Raw genomic sequence first — 20607 nt, 5'->3', positions numbered from 1 at the left:
AGCTCAGGCGACCATCTTGCGGTAGAGGTGCCAGCTGGCGTGCCCCAGGATCGGCACCACCACGATCAGGCCCACCAGCGCGGGGATCGACCCCAACACCAGGGCGCCGGCGATGATCGCCGCCCATACGACCATCGTGCCGAAGTTGGTCTGCACCGCCTTGAGCGAGGTCTTGATCGCGGTGAAGAGACCGACGTCCCGATCCAGCAGCAACGGCGCCGAGACGACGCTGATCGCGAACGCCAGGGCCGCGAAGACGAAGCCCACCGCCACACCACCGACGATCAGCGCCGGGCTGGTGGCGGACCGGAACACGTTTTCCAGGAAGACGCGCAGCGTGGGCGGCGTCTCGGCGCCCAGGGTCGCCACACCGATCTGGTAGGCGACGGCCATCCAGACGCCGAAGATCGCCATCAACACGACGCCAACGCCGAGGATCGAACCGATGGCCGACGAGCCGAACACCCGCATGGCGTCCATCCAGCTGACGTCTTCGCCCTGTTCGCGCCGGCGGCTCATCTCGTAGAGGCCGGTGGCGGCCACGGGCCCCAGGATCGCAAAGCCCGAGGCCAGCGGGAACAGCATCATCAGCAGGTTGGCGTTGAACGCCACCGCCGCCAGCACGACGCCCACGATCGGATATATCAGCCCGATGAACAGCACGTCGTCGCGCAGCGCGCCCATATCGTCGACGCCCTTCCTCAGCGCGTCGCGCAGGTCGCTGATCCCGATCTTCTGCACCACGGGCGCGGCCTGTCCCGCGTGACGCTCGGGGTGCGGGATCAGGAAGCGCGAAAAATCGCGCACCCCCCACGCCAGCTTCTCGGCCGCGTACTCGAACGGGTTCTCGATGTGATTAGGTTGGGTCGCCATGGCAGTCCTCCCGCACCCCTTGCTCAGGGTCGGGCCGTCACTGCACGGGGCCGTACGGGCTCGTCGCGCAACGCGGACCACAACCCAACGGGCCCAGGATAGCACGAAACGCGGCCACCGTGCGCTGACAACGAAAAGCGGCCCGGGACTCACGTCCCGGGCCGCCTCAATTGTGCAGGGATCGGCGGGAGGCTAGTTCCGCGCCGTGTCGACCAGCTTGTTCTTGGTGATCCAGGGCATCATGGCGCGCAGGCGCTGGCCGACTTCCTCGATCTGGTGCTCGGCGCCCCGGCGGCGGATGGCCTTGAAGCTGGGGGCTCCGACGGCATTCTCCTGCATGAAGTCGCGCACGAAGCGGCCGGACTGGATGTCCTCCAGCACGCGCTTCATCTCGGCCTTGGTGTCGGCGGTGACGATGCGCGGGCCGGTGACGTACTCGCCGTACTCGGCCGTGTTCGAGATCGAGTAGTTCATGTTGGCGATGCCGCCTTCGTAGATCAGGTCCACGATCAGCTTCACTTCGTGCAGGCATTCGAAGTAAGCCATTTCCGGCGCATAGCCGGCCTCGACCAGGGTCTCGAAGCCCGCGCGGATCAGCTCGACGAGGCCGCCGCACAGCACGGCCTGTTCGCCGAACAGGTCGGTTTCGCATTCCTCGCGGAAGTTGGTCTCGATGATGCCCGAGCGGCCGCCGCCGATGGCGGACGCGTAGGCGAGGCCCAGGTCCATTGCGCCGCCGGTCGCGTCCTGGTGGACGGCGATCAGGCAGGGCACGCCGCCGCCCTTCTGGTACTCGCCGCGGACGGTGTGGCCGGGGCCCTTGGGCGCGACCATCAGCACGTCGATGCCGGCGGCCGGCTCGATCAGGTTGAAGTGCACGTTCAGGCCGTGCGCGAACAGCAGCGCCGTGCCCGGCTTGATGTTCGGCGCGATTTCCGCGTTGTAGATCCCGCGCTGCAGCTCGTCGGGGGCCAGAACCATGAGCACGTCGGCCCATTTGGCGGCGTCGGCGACGCTCATCACCTTCAGGCCGTCGGCTTCCACCTTTTTGGCGGTGGCCGAACCGGGCTTCAGCGCCACGGCGACGTTCTTCGCACCCGAGTCGTGAAGGTTCAGCGCGTGCGCGCGACCCTGGGAGCCATAGCCTACGATGGCGATCTTCTTGTCCAGGATGCGGGAAATGTCGGCGTCGCGGTCGTAGTAGACGCGCATGATTGTTCTCCTAGGACAAAGAATGTTCGCCTGCGGGCGCAACGGCCGTGCGGCGAAGCCGGGGGTGTGAAGCGTTTTTTTGCGCGAAGGTCAAGGGAAGCGAGCATGCACGCAGGGTCACAGGCGCACCCTCCCCATGCTGAGGCTGTCCACATAGGCCCCATCGCGCCACGCATAGGCCTTGTGAACGCCCTCGCGTTCGAAGCCAAAGCGCTCGTAGAGGGCGATGGCGCGGGCGTTGTCGGCGTAGACGTTGAGCTCCAGCCTGCGGACGTTCCACCATCGCTCGGCGAGGTCGACCACGGCGGCCAGCAGCGCCGTTCCGACACCGCGACCGGCATGGGCGTCATGGACCGCCATCCCAAGATGGGCGACGTGGCTGCGCCGGTGCCACGGCTCGCGGTGCAGCCCGATCATGCCCACGATGCGCTCGCCGACGTCCGCGACCAGCAGCCGGTTGTTCTGATCGGTCGCGTCGAAACGCGCCTCCCGCATCGCCACGGGCGTGAACGGGGTCTGCAGTGTGCCCCAGACGGCGCGCGGCTGGTTCATGACGTCGGCCACCAGCCGCATGTCCGCGGGTTCGGCCGCGCGAACGCGTATGTCAGGCGCCTCGGGGATCGGCGGGTCCATCTGTCTCTCCTCTGGAACGGGACGGACGGGCCAGAAAAAAGCCCCGTCCGGATCCCGGCGGGGCTGGTGTTCGGTCTGTGCTCTGGCTTCGTCTGCTAGCGCGCAACATCCCTCACCGGCCCGCCCGAGGCGGTCGGAAGAAGATTTACAAGCTGCATGGCGAAGGCGCGCATGCCCTATCCAATACCCACGCCGGCCAGCCCGGTAAAGCCTTGGAGCGCCTCGCGCCTAACCACGCCGAGCGACCAGCGCGATGGCGCGGCCATTCTCGGCGTGCGCGGCGAAGGCTCGTGCTTCCTGGAACCCCGCCGCGCCGAGATCCTTCAGCGTCATCGCCACCCAGGCCTCGGCCGTGCCTGCGGTCTTCGCGGCCGCCCAGTCATGAGTGATGCTGACCATCGCGGCGCCCGGCTTCAGCACGCGCGCGAGCTCCAGCGCGGTGTTGGCGAACGGGGCGCAGAGCTGCAGCGTGTTGACGGCGATGGCGCCGTCGAAGGTCGCATCCGGAACCTGAATGCGATCTGCGCCTGTCCGCTCCAGACGAACGCGGCCCGCGGCGATCGGATCACTGTTGCGACGGGCTGCCTGCTTGTGCATTGCGCCAGATGGATCGACGCCGAGGATGAACCCCGACGTCAGGCGCTTCGCCAGGATCGCGAGCCCCACGCCAGGGCCGAAGCCCAGCACCACGACGTGTGCGCTCGGAACAGGATCGAGCATAGCCACGGCTTCAGCCTCAGCGGCGGCGTTGGCCTTCGCCATCACCGGGCCCACCAGCGCGCCGCCGGGGCCGTCGAAGAGGCGAGTCATGGGTTTCCTCCGTCCAAGTTGTCACCTAAGTTGACATTATGACGGATCATGAAGTTGTCAACCAAGGTGACAAAATCAGCGTCTCGACGGAGCGCGTAGTCGAGTGCTTGGTGCTGGCCTACCACCGGCTGAGCCGGGACGCTGAAGCCCTGCACGGCGAGTTGGGACTGAACGCAGGGGGTCGCTCTATCCTGATGACGGTGGCCCGGCTGGGACCTCAGACCATCTCGGATCTGGCGCGCCTGCGCGACGTCTCGCGGCAGTTTATGCAGCGCGCCATCCAGGTCCTGCTCGCCGCGGGCTACCTGGCGGAGGTTCCAAATCCGCGACGCCGGGGATCCTCGCTGCTCAGCCTGACGCTCGCCGGCGAGGCCGCCATCGAACGCATGAGGCGTGTGGAGGCGCCGCTCTGGCGGGCGCTGGATCGCGTGATCTCCCCGGACGATCTGGCGGCGACCCTGCGGGTTCTGGGCCAACTGCGGGAAGGCCCGCCGGCATGATCGAGGTCACCCCCGCCATCACCCTCGCCGACGACGAGGTGCAGATCCGCGCCGTTCGCGCCTCCGGGCCGGGCGGCCAGCACGTGAACAAGGTGTCGACGGCGATCGAGCTGCGCTTCGACGTGCGCGGGTCGCAGAGCCTGACGCCCTATGTGCAGGCGCGGCTGGAGAAACTGGCGGGCAGCCGGCTCACCTTGGAGGGCGTGATCGTGCTGGTGGCACAGTCGCGGCGGTCGCAGGAAATGAACCGGCAGGAGGCGCTGGAACGTCTGCTGGACCTGATCCGCAAGGCGGCCGAACCGCCGCCGCCGCCGCGCAAGAAGACCAAACCCACCTACGCCTCGAAGCTGCGCCGGCTGGAGGGCAAGACCAAGCGGTCTGGCGTGAAGGCGATGCGCGGGCGTCCCAGCGGCGACGATTAGGCGTCGCCGCCGGGGGCCAACCCATCAATCGGTCGTGTCGTCGATTTCCGCGCCGGGCGCGTTCTTCTTGATGCTCTCGATGGCGCTCTTGGCGCCCGACTTGGACGCATAGCCCTCGGTCGAGAACATCACTTCGCTGTTGTATTTGAACCGGACGCGGAATTCCCCGGCCTTGTCCTTGTAGATTTCGAACTTGTGGGCCACGCGGGCCTCCCTGGTCATTTGTCCCCGAACGCGCCCATTGGTGCCAGCCTCGCGGACGTGGTCAAGCCGACATAAGCGGTGGCGCTTTCAAGGTTTGGCCGCATTCGCCTATAAGGTGCGCCCATGTTCGCCCCCCGACGTTCGCTCGCCCTCGCGGCCACGCTCTTCGCCCTCACCGCCACCGCCTGCGCGCCGACGCTGGGCCCGCCGCCGCCGGGCGCCACCCAGCCGCTGCCGCCCATGAGCGGCAATGCGCAGTTCAACGCCGGGGACTTCGCCTGGTCCCAGCGTTCGGGTGCGAACGTCATCGCGGGCAAGGTCGCCTACAGGCAGGGCCCGACCCGCTACACCTGCGCCGGCTCGGCCGTGGTGCTGACGCCCGAGACCGCGTGGTCGGCCCGCCGCATGACCGCGCTCTACGGCTCCACCGAGCGCGCCGCCCTGCCCGCCGACGAGGTCCGCCGCCGCACGCCCAGCGCGCCCGCTGGCGACGCCGGCCCCTATGTGAAGCGCACCACCTGCGACGACGCCGATCAGTTCGCCTTCGGCGGCCTCCCCGATGGCGCCTGGTACGCCATCACGATTGCCCGCCCCGTCGGCCCGGCCGGCGGCGCCACCGTCGCGCTGATGAAGCGTGTGGTCGTCCGCGGCGGCCGCATGACCCCCGCGGTCCTCTAACGGCGAGACTTTGTCCGCTTCAGAAAAACTCAAAGCGCATGGAATTTATTCCTACTGTCTCGATAGGATTACACTAATTACCAAGCCACTCCTGAGTGAGGAGAACGGCTATGGCGCGGGGCGCGACGAACAGACTTATGACCACGGCGGGCCTGGCGGCTCTGCTGTGCGCGAGCGCGACGGCGGCGCTGGCTCAGGCGACGGCGCCGAACGCGCAGGCGGCGGCCAGCGATGTCGCCGCCGTGGACGAGGCCGAGGGTCCGTCGGTCAGCGAAGTCACGGTCACGGCGCGCCGGCGGAGCGAGAACGTGCAGGAGGTGCCGATCGCAGTGTCGGTGGTCGGCGCGAGCACGCTCGAGGCCCAGGGCGCCTACAATATCAACCGCCTGACCCAGCTTCAGCCGACGCTGCAGTTCTATTCGACGAACCCGCGGAACACCTTCATCAACATCCGCGGCATCGGCGCGCCGTTCGGCCTGACGAACGATGGCTTCGAGCAGGGCGTCGGCATCTATATCGATCAGGTCTATTACAACCGCATCGCCTCAGCGACGCTGGACTTCGTCGACGTGGAGCAGGTCGAAGTCCTGCGCGGGCCGCAGGGCACGCTCTACGGCAAGAACACGACCGCCGGCGCGATCAACATCACCACGCGGCCGCCCAGCTTCGAGTTTGAAGGCAAGGCCGAAGTGTCGCTCGGCAACTACGGCTTCAAGCAGGGCAAGGCCTCGGTCTCGGGCCCGCTGAGCGAAACGGTCGCCGCGCGCCTCAGCGTCTCGAACACCGACCGGCGCGGGACGATATACAACGTCGCCACGAACCAGCATGTGAACTCGCAGGATAACCTGGGGGTCCGCGCCACCGTGCTGTGGCAGCCGAGCGACGACCTGAACTTCACCCTGACCGGCGACTACAACCTCCAGAACCCGATCTGCTGCGCCCAGATCTATGCGCGGGTCGGAACGACGCAGCGGGCCCTGAACCGGCAGTACGCCGCCCTCACCGCGCGGTTCCCCGGCTATCGCGTGCCCAGCACCAACCCCTTCGACCGCCTGACCGACCTGGACGCCCCGATCGCGGCGCGCAACGAGCATGGCGGCGTCTCGGGCAAGGTCGAGTGGGATGTCGGCCCCGGGACGCTGACCTCGGTCACCGCCTGGCGCTACTGGGACTGGGGCCCGAAGAACGACCGCGATTTCACCGGGCTGCCGGTCTACACCAAGGTCAACAATCCGACGAAGCAGGACCAGTACACTCAGGAGTTCCGCTACACCTACGACGGCGAGAGCCTGAACTTCGTGGCGGGCCTCTTCGCGTTCCACCAGAAGATCCGCACGAGCGGCGTCCAGCAGACCGGAACGGCGGCCAGCGCGTGGCTTCTCGCGCCCACAAGCGCTCTGTCCAACAACCCGGCCGTGCTCAACAACCTGCTGGCCGAGAACGACATCCGCCTCGACAACACCAGCGTGGCGGCCTTCGGCAAGGTGAACTGGAAGGTGAGCGACCGCTTCACGGTCTCGCCGGGCATCCGGATCAACTACGACAAGAAGGAAGGCCTCTACGACAGCGTCGTGACCGGCACGGCGTCCACGGGCGCGCGCGTCAAGGTCTCCAACGATCCGACGAGCCCGCTCTTCAGCGATCCCTGGATCGCGGCGCAGCGCGGGGTTCAGGCCTCGCAGTTCTTCGAGGTCGACTTCAGCGACTGGAACGTCTCGTACGACATCAACCTCGCCTACGAGATCACCGACGACATCAACGCCTACGCGACCTACGCGCGCTCGTTCAAGACCGGCGGCGTGAACCTGAACGGCGTCCCCAGCCTGGCGAACGGCCTGCCGGCGCTTGAAGTGGCGAAGATCGATCCGGAGAAAGTGAATCACTTCGAGGCCGGCCTGAAGACCCAGCTCTGGGACCGGCGCGCGACGTTCAACCTCTCGGCCTTCTACACTGACATCAAGGATTTCCAGGCCAGCGTCATCAGCAACATCAGCGGCAGCAACGTGCTGCGCGGCTATCTCGCCAACGCCGACAAGGCGCGGACGAAGGGCGTGGAGTTCGACCTCTCCGTGCAGCCGTCCGAGCGCTTCAGCGCCTACGCCTCCGGCGCCTACACCGACGCCAAGTGGATCAAGTTCGTCGACGCACCGTGCCCGCCCGAACTGGTCGGGGGCGGCACGGGAACGCCTCCCGGACCGCCTGCGACGCCTGGCGCGAACAGCCCGGCCAACTGCGACGTGTCTGGACAGCGGATGCCCGGCATATCGAAGTGGGCGTTCTCCTGGGGCGCGGAATACAACGTCCCCACAACCCTGCTGGGACGGGAGGGTGAGGTCTACGCCGGCTATGACGGCAACTACCGCTCGAAGTTCTCCTCGAACGCCTCGCGGTCGATCTACACGGACATCGACAGCTATGCGCTGCACAACTTCCGGGTCGGCTTCCGCACGGACGAGTTCAACATCTTCGGCTGGGTGCGGAACGCGTTCGACGAGGAGTATTTCGAGAGCCTCGCGGTGACTCCCGGAAACACGGGCCTCATCTCGGCACAGATGCCCGATCCGCGGACCTGGGGTCTGACCCTGAAGGCCGAGTTCTAGGTCACTCACGCTGCGCGGATCGCCCCCTCGGGCGGTCCGCGTCGCCCATATCGAGAAGTCCCATGAGCCTGCTGACGCGACGTGGAATAGTGGTCGGCGCCGCGGCGGCCGGCCTGGCCGCCTGCACAAGGGCCGCCGACAAGCCGGCGGTCGCCGATGCCCCCCTGCTGAACGTCAGCTATGACGCGACCCGCGGGCTCTACAAGGACATCGACACCGCCTTCGCTGAGAGTTGGCGACAGACATCCGGCGCGACGCCGAAGATCGACCAGAGCCACGGCGGCTCAGGCAAGCAGGCCAGGGCCGTGATCGATGGCCTGGAAGCCGACGTCGTCACCCTGGCGCTGGCCGGCGACATCGACGAGATCGCCGCGCGGGCCAGGCTGCTGCCCGAGACCTGGCAGTCGCGACTGCCGAACAACTCCAGCCCGTACACCTCGACGATCGTGTTCCTGGTCCGCAAGGGCAACCCCAAGGGCGTCCGTGACTGGGCGGATCTGGTGAAGCCAGGCGTCGAGGTGATCATCGCCAATCCGAAGACCGCCGGCGCGTCGCGCTGGGCCTATCTGGCGGCCTATGCCCAGGCGGCGAAGATCGGCGGCGACGCCGGCGCGCGCGACTATGTCCGGCGGCTGTTCAGGAACGTTCCTGTCCTGGACTCCAGCGGCCGCGGCTCGACCACCACCTTTGCTCAGCGCGGCATCGGCGACGTGCTGCTGTCGTGGGAGAACGAGGCGCACCTGACGATCCAGGAGTTCGGCCCGAACTACGAGACGATCTACCCGTCCAGTTCGATCCTGGCCGAGCCGTCCGTGGCGCTCATCGACGCCAACGTCGACAAGAAGGGCACGCGGGCGCTAGCCGAAGCCTACCTCCAGTTCCTGTACACGCCCGCCGCCCAGGACCTAATCGGCAAACACCACTTCCGTCCTCGCGAGGCGGCCGCCGCGGCCAAACACGCCGGCGATTTCAAGCCGCTGCCCATGGTCACGATCGCCGAGGCTTTCGGGGGCTGGAAGACCGCTCAGGCCACGCATTTCGCCGACGGCGGCGTCTTCGATCAGATCCAAAGCGCGCCCTGAGCTGCCCCAGGCGCAGAATTTCTGCGGCTGCCTTCACTTTAATCCTATTCAGGTGATGGGATTACCGAGGCATACGGTGCGGAGCCGTCACGGGACACCTGCGTTCCGTGCCCCGACCGGCCTGCTGGGCGAGCCGCTGGCCAAGCTGGGGATCAAGGCCGCCTACAGCCCCGTCGGCGTCTACATCGCGCTGCTGTTCATCGGCCTGCCCTTCGTCGTGCGCACCGTGCAGCCCGTGCTGCAGGACCTCGACATCGAGGTCGAGGAAGCCGCCACGACCCTGGGCGCGACCACGCTCCAGCGCTTCGTCCACGTGGTCATGCCGGCGGTGGCCCCGGCGCTGATCTCGGGGTTCAGCCTGGCGTTCGCGCGGGCGGTCGGCGAGTACGGCAGCGTGATCTTCATCGCCGGCAACATGCCGCTGAAGTCCGAGATCGCGCCGCTGCTCATCGTTATCCGGCTGGAGCAGTACGACTACGCCGGGGCCGCGGTGGTGGGCCTGGCCATGCTGGCCATCTCGTTCGGCGCCCTGCTGGCCGTGAACGGCCTACAGCTCTTCCTGGCCGGGCGAGGCCGCCGATGAACCCGCTTCGCTATCCACCGCTCCTCACCCATAGGGGGAGGGCGACCGCCCGAAGGGGGGTGGAGGGGGAGCACCCCATCCGCGGCGCTCGGCATCGAACCCTCTCCACCATGCTGCGCATGGTTCCCCTCCCCCAATGGGGGAGGAGGGCATGAACACGATCCGCCTGCCGGGCCTCGCGCCGCTCTTCCTGGCGCTGACTCTGATCATCCTGGGCGTGCTGATCGTCCTGCCGCTGGGCGTGGTGTTCGCGAGCGCCCTGTCGCAGGGCGTCGCGGCCTACATCGAGCCGCTGACACACCCCGACGCCCTCGCGGCGATCCGGCTCACGCTGACGGTGGCGGCCATCTCCGTGCCGCTGAACGCGATCTTCGGCGTCGCGGCGGCCTGGGCGATCGCCCGCTTCGAGTTCAAGGGCAAGAGCCTGCTGGTCACCTTCATCGACCTGCCCTTCTCGATGTCGCCGGTGGTCTCGGGTCTGGTCTGGGTGCTGCTGTTCGGCGCCCAGGGCTGGTTCGGGCCCTGGCTGCAGGATCACAACATCAAGATCATCTTCGCGACCTCGGGGCTCGTGCTGGCGACCGTGCTGGTGACCCTGCCCTTCGTCGCCCGCGAGCTGATTCCGCTGATGCAGGACCAGGGGGCCGACGAGGAAGCGGCCGCGCTGACCCTGGGCGCCGGCGGCTTCACGACCTTCTGGCGGGTGACCCTGCCCAACATCAAGTGGGCGCTGCTGTACGGCGTCCTGCTCTGCAACGCGCGCGCCATGGGCGAGTTCGGCGCGGTCTCTGTCGTCTCAGGCAGCGTCCGTGGCCTCACCACCACTTTGCCGCTCCACGTCGAGGTGCTCTACAATGACTACGAATTCGTCGGCGCTTTCGCGGCGGCTTCCATCCTGGCAGGCCTCGGCCTCGTCACCCTCGTCCTCAAGTCGGTCCTCGAATGGCGTCATTCCGGTGAACTTTCAGCGAGCCGACGACACTAGCGCCAACCTGGCCCTGGAGATCAAAGGCGTCTCCAAGGCCTATGGCCGCTTCCCCGCCCTGAAGGACGTGTCGCTGCAGGCGCGGGACAAGGAGTTCCTGGCGCTGCTGGGGCCGTCGGGCTCGGGCAAGACCACCCTGCTGCGCGTGCTGGCCGGACTGGAGACGCCCGACGCCGGCGAGGTGCGGTTCGGGGGCGAGGACTTCCTGTCCCTGCCCGTGCGCCACCGGAAGGTGGGCATGGTGTTCCAGCACTACGCCCTCTTCCGGCACATGACCGTCGCCCAGAACATCGCGTTCGGGCTGACGGTCCGGAAGCGGTCGGAGAAACCCTCCAAGTCCGAGATCGCCGACCGGGTCCACAAGCTGCTGCAGCTGGTCCAGTTGGAAGACCTGGGCAAGCGCTATCCCTCGCAGCTTTCGGGCGGCCAACGCCAGCGCGTGGCCCTGGCGCGGGCGCTGGCGATCGAGCCCCGGATGCTGCTGCTGGACGAGCCGTTCGGCGCGCTCGACGCCCAGGTCCGCCGCGAGCTGCGCCGCTGGCTGCGCGAGCTGCACGACCGCGCCGGCGTCACCACCGTCTTCGTCACCCACGACCAGGAAGAGGCGCTCGACCTGGCCGACCGCGTCGCGATCCTGAAGGACGGCCAGCTGATCCAGCTGGGCTCGCCCAACGAGGTCTACGAGCATCCGGCGACGCCGTTCGTGTTCGACTTCCTGGGCCAGGCCTGCCGCATGCCGGGCGTGGTCGAAGGCGGCCGGCTGAAGATCGCCGACTGGGACTCCGAGGCGCCCGCCGGCGCGCCGCAGGGCGCGGTGGAAGTGTTCTTCCGTCCCGACGAGGTGACCTTCGCCCCGACGGACGGCATGGGACTGTCGGTCGAGGTGAAGGCCGTCGCCCAGCGCGGCCCGGACGTGCGCATCGACGGCCGGATCGAAGGCCAGCCGGTCGAACTCATCGGCCACGGCCCCACCCTGCCCCCGGGCGTCAGCCCCGGGCAGTCGGTGCGCGTGCGGCCGACGCGGCCGCAGGTGTACGCGGCGGGCTAACCGCGCGACACCCCAACGGGAGCCACCCCGGTTTCGCCGTCAGGCGAAGACCAGGGGACCAACCGGATATCTGGAAATCTCGGGCCGTCCGCCGGGTGCGGTCGGGTTCAACGGCGGGGATGATCTGGGCGTGGAGCCGCCCTCTCCCGGCCTCTCCCACGGCGCTGCCGCGCCTGGGAGAGGAGAGCGCCTCTCAGGAGGTGTTGACGAGCCGCAGCGAGGCGCCGGTGAGGAGGGCGGCGCGGCCGGCCAGCGCGGCGGCGGGAGCCTGGAGGGCCGGGATGGCGGCGAGCGCCGGGGTGCGGGACACGACGGTGAGGTCCCGGGCGATACGGGCGCGGTTGACGTCGTCGTCGGCATGGAGGCGTTCGACGGCTTCGCGCGTCTCAAGGCGCGTGTGCCAGTCCGGGCGTTCGTAGGCGTCGTCGCGCTCGGGGCGTTCGGCGTCAGGTGAGGTGGCAGAGCGGATTGCCTGAGCGCGAGGCGCGGGCGCGACTGTACCGGCGGCGAAGCGGGCGCGAAGCGCCAGCGACTGGCGCACGCCGCGGCTCATGTGGTGGTAGGCTTGGGCAAGCGCGACGATCTGGTCAGTGTCGTCGGTGGCCAGCGCCGCCTCATGCACCTTGCGGGCCATGCCCATGCCGAGGTGGGCGAGCTCCATGAGGAGCGCCTGTTCGGCCGTGGTGTCCGCCTCGTGTGACATGAACAAATCAAGAACATATTTGTCGGGCAAAGTCAAGCTCTGACTCGCGGTGAGGGGGATTCGGACCACGCCGCAGCCGCGACAGCGGTCCCACGGGGACTTCGGGAGGGATCGCGCCAGTCCGGGTTCTGGGCATCGATCGCGCCACGCTCGCCTAGGGCAACGCTCGCGTCAGAGTTTGTTGCGCAGCTTGGCGAACGGAGCGGCTGGGTCCCGGGTCTCCGCGCTCTTGCGAGCGCTGCGCCCGGGATGACGGAAGGGGGTAGAGCCCCCCCCCCCGCGGATGTTCGGAGCGTGATGGCCGACCTCCCCGCCGCGGCGGGGAGGTCGGATCAGACCTGCGCCTAGTGCACCTTCGCCCGGCCGATCGACAGGGCGCCGTCGCCCGCGTGGACGTCGATGACGGAACCGTCCGCCAGGTCGCCGGCCAGCAGCTTGTGGGCGATGGGATCGATCAGTTCCTTCTGGATCACCCGCTTCAGCGGCCGCGCCCCGTAGACGGGGTCGTAGCCGCGGTCGCCCAGCCAGTGCAGGGCGCCGTTGTCGAGGCTGAGCGTCATGCGGCGGTCGGCCAGCAGCTTCTCGACCCGCTGGAGCTGGATCTTCACGATGCCGTCCATCTCGCTGCGGCCCAGCCGCTTGAAGAGGATGATTTCGTCGATCCGGTTCAGGAACTCGGGCCGGAAGTGGTGGCGCACCACCTCCATGACGCCGGGCCGGGCCTTCTCCACATCGTCGCCATCAGCCAGCTCGGCCAGGTGCTGTGAGCCCAGGTTCGAGGTCATGATGATCAGCGTGTTGCGGAAGTCGACCGTGCGGCCCTGCCCGTCGGTCAGGCGGCCATCATCGAGGACCTGCAACAGCACGTTGAAGACGTCCGGGTGAGCCTTCTCGACTTCGTCGAACAGCACGACCTGGTACGGCCGCCGGCGCACCGCCTCGGTCAGCGCCCCGCCCTCGTCGTAGCCGACGTAGCCGGGAGGCGCGCCGATCATCCGGCTCACCGAGTGCTTCTCCATGTACTCGCTCATGTCGAGGCGGGTGATGGCCTGCTCGTCCGAGAACATGAACTCGGCCAGCGCCTTGGTGAGCTCGGTCTTGCCGACGCCCGTGGGGCCCAGGAACAGGAACGAGCCGATCGGCTTGTTCGGATCCTGCAGCCCGGCGCGGGCCCGGCGCACGGCGTCGGAAACGGCGACAAGCGCCTCCTCCTGCCCGACCACGCGGCCGCGCAGGCTGTCCTCCATGCGCAGCAGCTTCTCGCGCTCGCCCTCCAGCATCTTCTCGACCGGCACCCCGGTCCAGCGGCTGACGACGGCGGCGATCTGCTCGGCGTCGACCACCTCGGGCGCCATGGCCTCGTCCTGGCCTTCCGCCGCCTCGGCCTCGGCCAGGCGCTTCTCGAGCTGCGGGATCTCGCCGTAGGCGATCTCGGAGGCGCGCTGCAGGTCGCCGCGGCGCTGGGCGCTCACCAGCTCGGCGCGCAGGCGGTCGAGGGCCTCGCGGGCCTGGGCGGCCGAGGAGACCTTCTCCTTCTCGGCCTTCCAGCGCGCGCCCATCTCCTGGCCCTGGGCCTCCAGCTCGGCGAGTTCTTCCTCCAGCTTCACCAGCCGCGCCTTCGAGGCGGCGTCGGGCTCCTTCGCCAGGGCCTCGCGCTCGATCTTCAGCTGCACGACGCGGCGGTCGATCTCGTCCAGCTCCTCGGGCTTGGAGTCCACCGCCATGCGCACCCGGCTGGCGGCTTCGTCCATCAGGTCGATGGCCTTGTCCGGCAGGAAGCGGTCGGTGATGTAGCGGTTCGACAGGGTCGCGGCGGCCACGATGGCGCTGTCCGAGATGCGCACCCCGTGGTGGACCTCGTACTTCTCCTTCAGGCCGCGCAGGATCGAGATGGTGTCCTCGACCGTCGGCTCGTCCACCATCACCGGCTGAAAGCGCCGCGCCAGCGCCGCGTCCTTCTCGACGTGCTTGCGGTACTCATCCAGCGTCGTGGCGCCCACGCAGTGCAGCTCACCCCTGGCAAGCGCGGGTTTCAGGAGGTTGGAAGCGTCCATCGCCCCATCCGACTTCCCGGCGCCGACCAGCGTGTGCATCTCGTCGATGAACAGGATGATCGACCCCTCGGCGGCGGTGACCTCGTTCAGCACCGCCTTCAGCCGCTCCTCGAACTCGCCGCGGTACTTCGCGCCGGCGATCAGGGCGCCCATGTCGAGGCTGAGCAGCTTGCGGTCCTTCAGCCCCTCGGGAACGTCGCCGTTCACGATGCGCAGGGCCAGGCCCTCGACCACGGCGGTCTTGCCGACGCCGGGCTCGCCGATCAGCACGGGGTTGTTCTTGGTCCGGCGCTGCAGGACCTGGATCGCGCGGCGGATCTCTTCGTCGCGGCCGATCACGGGGTCCAGCTTGCCGTCGCGGGCGGCCTGGGTCAGGTCGCGGGCATAGCGCTTCAGCGCGTCGTAGCCTTCCTCCGCCGAGGCGCTGTCGGCCGTGCGGCCTTTCCGCACCGCGGTCGCGGCGTCCTCCAGGCCCTTGGCGGTGACGCCGGCGTCCTTCAGCACCTTGGCCGCCTCGCCGCCTTCCTTGGCCAGTGCAATCAGCAGGCGCTCGGTGGTGACGAAGGCGTCGCCGGCCGCCTTGGCGCCGGCCTCGGCCTCGGCGAAGACGCGGGCCGTCTCAGGCTTCATGTAGAGCTGGCCCGAGCCGCCCTCGACCTTGGGCGTGCGCGAGAGCGTCGCCTCGACGGCCTTGTCGACCTCGGCGGGCCGCCCGCCGGCGCTCTGGATGAGGGCGCCCGAAAGACCGTCCTTCTCTTCGAGCAGGACCTTCAGGATGTGTTCGGGCGCCAGGTGCTGGTGGCGCCGGGCGAGCGCGAGGCTCTGCGCCGACTGGATCGCCTGCTTGGCGCGGTCGGAATAGGTGTCGATGTTCATAGGATCCCCATCAAGGCGGAACTCGGACGCCGCCTTCTTCGAAGCACGGCGTCCGGCTCACCCGATGTAGTGTGGCAGATGCGCCACACAAGAACCTTGCGCCGGATCATTCGGCGGATTGTGCTTCTCGACGAAGGCCATGGTGGCCTCCAGGGTCTGCAGGCGGGTGTCGCCCCGGGAGAGCCAGTGGTCGGCGCCCTTCTGGATGATCAATTCGTGCGGCTTGCCCGCCTTGGTCAGCGCTTCCGACATCACGCGGCTCTGCTCCAGCGGGACGACGGTGTCGTCCTTGCCGTGGATCAGCAGGATCGGGATGTCGGCCTTGGCGGCCTGCTTCGCGGGGGAGTAGCGATCGAGAACCTCGTCGTTGCGGCCTTCGGCGCCCATGAAGCGGTTCCAGTAGCGCTGGGTCATGCCGCCGCCCCGGCTCGCCGAGTAGGATACCTGGCGGCGCAGATCCGTCACGCCAGCCACCGAGACGGCGCAGCGATAGACACCCTGATCGATCGTGGCGCCCGCCAGCGCCGCGTAGCCGCCGTAGCTGGCGCCCACGATGCAGACGCGCTTCGGATCGATCGTCCCAGCCGCGGCGAAGTGGCGTACGCCGTCGGAGAGATCGGTCTGCATCTTGCGACCCCACTCGCCATGGCCGGCCTCCAGCAGCCGTCCGCCGAGGCCGTCGGAGCCGCGGAAGTTCACCTGCAGAACCGCATAGCCGCGCGACGCCATGCCCTGAGCCCACCAGTCGAAGCCGGGCGTGTCGCGCGCGGCGGGACCGCCATGCGGAAAGACGATCAGCGGCAGGCTCTTGGCCGGCTTGCCACGGGGCAGCGTGAGGTAACCCGTCAGCGGCAGGCCATCGGCCGCCTTGAATCGGATCGGCTCGCGCGACGCGATATCCGCTGGCTGAAGCCCCTGATACTCGCCGCCCAGCCATTTTGCGTTGCGCGTGTTCAGGTCGACGATGGCATAGGCCGGTCCATCCGTCCGGGAATCCACCAGGACCACAATCTTCTTGCGGTCGTCGCTCCAGGACGCGAGCGACACGCGCTCGCCCGGATAGGCGTTGACGATGGCCTTCCAGGCGCGCTCGTCGACCGGGTCGAAAAAGACGTAGCGATCCTCGTCGCCTGCGAGCACGTGGTGACCGATCAGGCGACCGTCGGCGGCGGCCCGGATAGGGCTCTGATCGTCCAGCGTCGCGATCGGCTCGGCTGGCTTGGCTCCGTCAATTCGCAGCTCGTGCCACGACCAGTCGCGGTCTTCGTCAGGCGCCGCGTAGATCACCGACGCACCGTCGCGGCCCAGCCCGACGAGGTAAGGCGAATTCAGGCCTGCCTTGGCCGAGGCGGCCTCGCGCCACGCCATCCCTGATCGCAGCTTGATCGACCAGGCCCCGGTCCCGCGATGAAAGAGCTCCTGCGCCAGCGGCTGGCCCTCGGCGTCGACGACCCAGTCCACCGTCTCCTCGGATCCGGTCACGATGACGCGGCTCTTGCCGCTGTCGAGATCGATCCGGAATAGCGAAAGGTATCCGCGACCGCCCTGGAACACGACGCCCTGCGCATAGACCGCTGGCTCGCCCTTGTAGGTTCGCACGATCGGCAGATCGAAGATCGCACCCATCGAGGTCTCGGTCGCCTTGATGAGCGGCCACATCTTCTTCGTTTGAAGATCGATGACGCTGCCGAACATCCACTCTCGCCGACCGTTCTGGATATTGAAGGCGGTCTGCGTCGCCGAGCTCACGACGATCAGATGCCGGTCTCCGGCCCACTGGACGCTGCGGATTTTGTGGTCGCCGACGAAGCCGTTGAGCGTGACCGCGTTCGAAGCGAGATCCTTCACGACGATGTGGCGCTGCTCGCCGTTGGTGACCACCACCGCCACGGCATGCCCGCTGGGTGAGATCACCGCGCGCTCGATCGACGGCAGCTTGCCGTAGGCCGAGAGCGGCGCCGCCAAAGCCGGCGCGGCGACCAGAATCAGGACAAGGGCGGCAAGGCGCGCGACGATCCGCATGAGCAACATCCTCAGTTCGGCGGGTTGTGCTTCTCGACGAAGGCCATGGTGCTTTCCAGCATCGCGCTGCGGGTCTCGCCGCGGCTGAGCCAGTGGTCCTCGCCCTTCTGGACGATGAGCTCGACCGGTTTGCCGGCCTTGCGCATCGCGTCGGCCATGATCTCGCTCTGCTCCAGCGGCACCACGGTGTCGTCGCGGCCGTGGACCATGAGGATGGGGATCGACACCTTGTCCACGTGGGTGACGGGGGAGATCTGGGCGAGGGCCGGATCGCTCAGCGACGTGACGCCCATGAAGCGCTTCCAGTAGCGCTTGGCGCTGCGCCCTTCGTCCTCGACCAGCTTGCGCAGGTCGGAGAGACCGGCCACCGACACGGCGCAGCGATAGACGCCCGTGTCGATCGTGGCGCCGGCCAGCGCGGCATAGCCCCCGTAGCTGGCGCCCGCGATGCAAACGCGCTTCGGATCGATCATCCCCTGGGCCGCGAGATAGCGCACGCCGTCGGACAGGTCGGTCTGCATCTTGCGGCCCCACTGCCCGTAGCCGGCCTCGACGAAGGCGCGGCCAAAGCCGTCCGACCCGCGATAGTTCACCCGCAGCACCGCATAGCCTCGTGACGCGATCGCCTGCGACCACCAGTCAAAGCCCGGCATGTCGCGGGACTCCGGGCCTCCGTGCGCCAGCACCACGAGCGGCAGATTCCTGGCCTCGCGGCCGTTCGGCAGGGTGAGGTAGCCTGTGAGGTCCAGACCGTCCCGGGCCTTGAAGCGCACCGGCTGCACCTTGGAGAGGTCCTCGGGCATCAGCTTCTCATACTGAGGCCCCAGCCACTCGGCCTTGCGCGTCGCCAGGTCGACCAGGGCGTAGGCGGGACCCTCGGCCGCGGAGTCGACGAGCACGACGATCTTCTGGCGATCGTGTGACCAGGACTCCAGGTCGACCGCATCGCCCTTGAACGCCGCCTTCACCGCCGCCCAGACCTTCTGGTCACGCTCAGCGAAGAAGGTGTAGCGCCCCTCGTCTCCGACCAGGGCGTAGAGCCCGATCGGCCGACGCGTCTCAGGGTCGAAGATGACGTCGTCGCCGTTACGAACGTCGAGCGGCTCGCTGGCTTTGCCATCCGGGCTGACCTCGCGAAGCACGTAGCCGCCGGACTCAAGCTCGCCGATCAGCACCGAGGTCCCGTCACGACCCAGCCCGACCATGTACGGTCGGTCGAGCTTCGCGACGGCGGTCCGCGCATCGAACCATCCCCCGCCCTGACGCAGTTTCAACGCCCAGCGCCCCGACTTCGCGTCGTAGTCCGAGCGCGCAATGATCGTTCCCTCCGGCCCGAGGAGGACCGCGCGAGTGTCCCGCTCGCCGAATTCCACGATGTCGCGGCGACCGCTCTTCAGGTCGGCGCGGACCACCGTGATCACGCCCCAGCCTTCCTTGAAGGTGATCTTCTCGACGAAGACCGTGGGCTTTCCGTCGATGACCCGCACCTCGGGCGGCCCAGCCAGGATGTTCAGAGATCCGTGATCTTCGTCGAGGCGCCACGGAAGTGGGTGCCGGTCTGCATCTTCTCCAGCGACTCTTCGAATAGCGGAGAGACCTTCTGCGCCTTCACGTCGAGCACGTAGCCCAGCGAGAATTCGCCCTTGTCCCCCGTCCATCCGATCAGCCGCTCAGTCTGGGAGGTGGTGACGATGAGATAGTCCGACCCCACCCAGTCCAGCCGCCGGACCTTGGCGGCGCCGACGGGATAGGTCTTCTGCGGTCCGCCGGCTGTCGGTCGCAGCACGATGCCGCGGCTGTTCCCGTCCGAGACGAGGACCGCCAGGGTCGAGCCGTCCGGCGAAATCTCGATCGCATCGATGGTGGGCAGGCCGCCATAGGCCGCCAAGGGCGCGGCCATGGCGGACACACCCGCAAAGGCCACGACGAGCGCAGCCAGAACGCCGAGAACGCGCATGAACACCCTTCCCCCCGATACAATCGGAAATTGCCGCGCGGCAAGCTGCGCTGCAAGGACGTCGGCGCGTCGGACCCGCCAGATCGGGAAAAGATCGGGTTAGTTGACCTCGGTCTTCTTCGGCGGCTCGCCGGGCAGCGGCGCGACCGGGACGCCGTCCTCCACCAGCTCGCGCACCTCCTTCGGCGTGGCCTGGCCATAGATGCCGCGATCCTCGGCGCGGCCTTCATGGATGGCGCGGGCCTCGGCGGCGAAGCTGTCGCCGACGTCGTCGAAGTTCTCTTCCACATGGCGGCGGATGCGGCCGGCCGCCTCCATCATCATCGCCTGCATCTTGGCGGGCTCGAGGTCCTTCACCGTGCGCTTCGTTCCGGCCACGGCGGGCGCCATGATCTGTTTGCGCACCTGCTTCGACGCGCAGATCGGGCATTCCACGAGGCCGCGGGCCTGCTGGTCGTCGTAGTCGTCGGACGAGCCGAACCAGCCTTCGAATTCGTGGTCGTGGTCGCAGGTCAGGGCGTAGCGGATCATCGAACTGCTCTACGGGCCGGTGAAGGCGCGCGCGTTGGCCAGGGCCGGAATGGCGGCGCGGGCCTTGGCGGACGCCGCCGGATCGAGGTCGGCCAGAAGCACGCCCGGCTCATCATGGTCAAGCTTGGCCACCACCTCGCCCCAGGGCCCGACCACCAGCGAACGCCCCCACGTGCCGCGCCGGTCCTCGTGAAACCCGCCCTGCGCGGCGGCCAGGACATAGCTGCCGGTCTCGATGGCGCGGGCGCGCATCAGGACCTCCCAGTGCGCCTCGCCGGTGGGCCGGGTGAAGGCGGCGGGGATCGTGAACACCTGGGCGCCCGCCAGAGCCAGGGCGCGGTAGAGGGCGGCGAAGCGCAGGTCGTAGCAGATGGTCAGGCCGAGCCGGGCCCAGGGCGTGTCGGCGACGACGGCCCGGTCGCCCGGCTCGTAGGTCTCGCTCTCGCGCGCCGTCTCGCCGGTGGGCAGGTCGACGTCGAACATGTGCAGCTTGTCGTAGGTGGCGGCGATGGTCCCGTCCGGCCGGATCAGCACCTGGCGGTTGGCGGCTTTCCCGTCTTCACGCTTCACCAGCGCCGAGCCGACGTCGATCCACACGCCGAGCTCGCGGGCCGCCGCGCGAAGGCCTTTCACGACGGGATCGTCCGCGAGGAGGGTCAACTGTGGCAGCAGGGCCTCACGATCCTTCTGCAGGATGTTCGTGCCCTCGGGCGTCAGGATGAACCGCGCGCCCTGGGCGGCGGCGTCCCTCACCAGCGGCAGGACATGGGCCAGCGCTGCGGCGTGGGTGGCGGGCGTGCGGGTCTGGATGAGGCCAACGAGCATCTCCCTCCC

The 20607-nt window shown here is 68.3% G+C and carries 20 protein-coding genes; 8 read left to right on the top strand and 12 right to left on the bottom strand.

Features of this window, described 5'->3' with window-relative positions; all coding sequences use genetic code 11:
• Positions 1–3 precede the first annotated feature (3 nt).
• The 4 genes from ACQ66R_RS18895 to ACQ66R_RS18880 all read right to left on the bottom strand — a co-directional run bounded on the left by ACQ66R_RS18895 (position 4) and on the right by ACQ66R_RS18880 (position 3480).
• Positions 4–873: a DUF2189 domain-containing protein gene (locus ACQ66R_RS18895; protein WP_430424425.1), complete on the bottom strand. Its 870-nt coding sequence runs from the start codon at positions 871–873 to the stop codon at positions 4–6.
• Between the two features lie 192 nt (positions 874–1065).
• Positions 1066–2085 carry a ketol-acid reductoisomerase gene (gene ilvC / locus ACQ66R_RS18890; RefSeq protein ID WP_430424423.1) on the bottom strand — a complete coding sequence of 340 codons (1020 nt, stop codon included), beginning with the start codon at positions 2083–2085 and terminating at the stop codon, positions 1066–1068.
• 117 nt (positions 2086–2202) lie between these two features.
• The gene (locus tag ACQ66R_RS18885) at positions 2203–2718 is read right to left on the bottom strand and encodes a GNAT family N-acetyltransferase (RefSeq protein ID WP_430424421.1); all 516 of its coding nucleotides are present in this window, start codon (positions 2716–2718) and stop codon (positions 2203–2205) included.
• A gap of 228 nt (positions 2719–2946) precedes the next feature.
• Entirely contained in the window at positions 2947–3480 is a 534-nt protein-coding gene (locus ACQ66R_RS18880; RefSeq protein WP_430424419.1) for a class I SAM-dependent methyltransferase, read from the bottom strand.
• A 158-nt stretch (positions 3481–3638) separates the two neighbouring features.
• Here ACQ66R_RS18880 and ACQ66R_RS18875 point away from each other — a divergent pair, with 158 nt between their 5' ends.
• Together ACQ66R_RS18875 and arfB are read left to right on the top strand one after the other, a co-directional pair.
• Positions 3639–4028 carry a MarR family winged helix-turn-helix transcriptional regulator gene (locus ACQ66R_RS18875; protein ID WP_430424417.1) on the top strand — a complete coding sequence of 130 codons (390 nt, stop codon included), beginning with the start codon at positions 3639–3641 and terminating at the stop codon, positions 4026–4028.
• Positions 4025–4450 (top strand): alternative ribosome rescue aminoacyl-tRNA hydrolase ArfB, encoded by a 426-nt coding sequence (gene arfB, locus ACQ66R_RS18870; protein WP_430424416.1) that lies wholly within the window; start codon positions 4025–4027, stop codon positions 4448–4450. The genes ACQ66R_RS18875 and arfB overlap by 4 nt, the downstream gene beginning before the upstream one ends.
• Positions 4451–4474: 24 nt before the next feature.
• On the opposite strand, the gene ACQ66R_RS18865 is transcribed toward arfB, so the two are convergent.
• Complete coding sequence (locus ACQ66R_RS18865) at positions 4475–4654, bottom strand: YegP family protein (RefSeq protein ID WP_430424414.1); 180 nt, start codon at positions 4652–4654, stop codon at positions 4475–4477.
• A 123-nt stretch (positions 4655–4777) separates the two neighbouring features.
• On the opposite strand from ACQ66R_RS18865, the gene ACQ66R_RS18860 reads away from it, so the two are divergent.
• The 6 genes from ACQ66R_RS18860 to ACQ66R_RS18835 all read left to right on the top strand — a co-directional run bounded on the left by ACQ66R_RS18860 (position 4778) and on the right by ACQ66R_RS18835 (position 11630).
• On the top strand, positions 4778–5332 hold the full coding sequence (locus ACQ66R_RS18860; RefSeq protein ID WP_430424412.1) for a hypothetical protein: 555 nt from the start codon (positions 4778–4780) through the stop codon (positions 5330–5332).
• Positions 5333–5469: 137 nt separating this feature from the next.
• Positions 5470–7932 carry a TonB-dependent receptor gene (locus ACQ66R_RS18855; RefSeq protein WP_430424410.1) on the top strand — a complete coding sequence of 821 codons (2463 nt, stop codon included), beginning with the start codon at positions 5470–5472 and terminating at the stop codon, positions 7930–7932.
• A gap of 62 nt (positions 7933–7994) precedes the next feature.
• Entirely contained in the window at positions 7995–9014 is a 1020-nt protein-coding gene (locus ACQ66R_RS18850; protein WP_430424408.1) for a sulfate ABC transporter substrate-binding protein, read from the top strand.
• A 76-nt stretch (positions 9015–9090) separates the two neighbouring features.
• Positions 9091–9597: an ABC transporter permease gene (locus ACQ66R_RS18845; protein WP_430424405.1), complete on the top strand. Its 507-nt coding sequence runs from the start codon at positions 9091–9093 to the stop codon at positions 9595–9597.
• Between the two features lie 151 nt (positions 9598–9748).
• Entirely contained in the window at positions 9749–10582 is an 834-nt protein-coding gene (gene cysW, locus ACQ66R_RS18840; protein ID WP_430424403.1) for a sulfate ABC transporter permease subunit CysW, read from the top strand.
• Positions 10554–11630, top strand: coding sequence for a sulfate/molybdate ABC transporter ATP-binding protein (locus tag ACQ66R_RS18835; RefSeq protein WP_430424401.1), 1077 nt, complete (start codon positions 10554–10556; stop codon positions 11628–11630). Before cysW ends, ACQ66R_RS18835 begins: the two co-directional genes overlap by 29 nt.
• A gap of 193 nt (positions 11631–11823) precedes the next feature.
• Here ACQ66R_RS18835 and ACQ66R_RS18830 read toward each other — a convergent pair whose 3' ends face one another.
• The 7 genes from ACQ66R_RS18830 to ACQ66R_RS18800 all read right to left on the bottom strand — a co-directional run bounded on the left by ACQ66R_RS18830 (position 11824) and on the right by ACQ66R_RS18800 (position 20598).
• Entirely contained in the window at positions 11824–12333 is a 510-nt protein-coding gene (locus ACQ66R_RS18830) for a hypothetical protein (protein WP_430424399.1), read from the bottom strand.
• A gap of 344 nt (positions 12334–12677) precedes the next feature.
• A complete protein-coding gene (clpB, locus tag ACQ66R_RS18825; RefSeq protein WP_430424397.1) occupies positions 12678–15263 on the bottom strand; it encodes an ATP-dependent chaperone ClpB in 2586 nt (861 codons plus the stop codon).
• A 57-nt stretch (positions 15264–15320) separates the two neighbouring features.
• Positions 15321–17285 (bottom strand): alpha/beta hydrolase family protein, encoded by a 1965-nt coding sequence (locus ACQ66R_RS18820; RefSeq protein ID WP_430424395.1) that lies wholly within the window; start codon positions 17283–17285, stop codon positions 15321–15323.
• A gap of 11 nt (positions 17286–17296) precedes the next feature.
• A complete protein-coding gene (locus tag ACQ66R_RS18815) occupies positions 17297–18772 on the bottom strand; it encodes an alpha/beta hydrolase family protein (protein WP_430424393.1) in 1476 nt (491 codons plus the stop codon).
• A 23-nt stretch (positions 18773–18795) separates the two neighbouring features.
• Positions 18796–19242 (bottom strand): hypothetical protein, encoded by a 447-nt coding sequence (locus ACQ66R_RS18810; protein WP_430424392.1) that lies wholly within the window; start codon positions 19240–19242, stop codon positions 18796–18798.
• 99 nt (positions 19243–19341) lie between these two features.
• Positions 19342–19773 (bottom strand): DUF1178 family protein, encoded by a 432-nt coding sequence (locus ACQ66R_RS18805; protein WP_430424390.1) that lies wholly within the window; start codon positions 19771–19773, stop codon positions 19342–19344.
• A gap of 9 nt (positions 19774–19782) precedes the next feature.
• Complete coding sequence (locus ACQ66R_RS18800) at positions 19783–20598, bottom strand: carbon-nitrogen hydrolase family protein (RefSeq protein ID WP_430424387.1); 816 nt, start codon at positions 20596–20598, stop codon at positions 19783–19785.
• Between the last annotated feature and the right edge of the window lie 9 nt (positions 20599–20607).

Source organism: Phenylobacterium sp. (assembly GCF_965284355.1).
Classification (GTDB): domain Bacteria; phylum Pseudomonadota; class Alphaproteobacteria; order Caulobacterales; family Caulobacteraceae; genus Phenylobacterium.
Note: the sequence above shows the minus strand (reverse complement) of the source record. Positions and strands in the feature narration are given on the sequence as shown.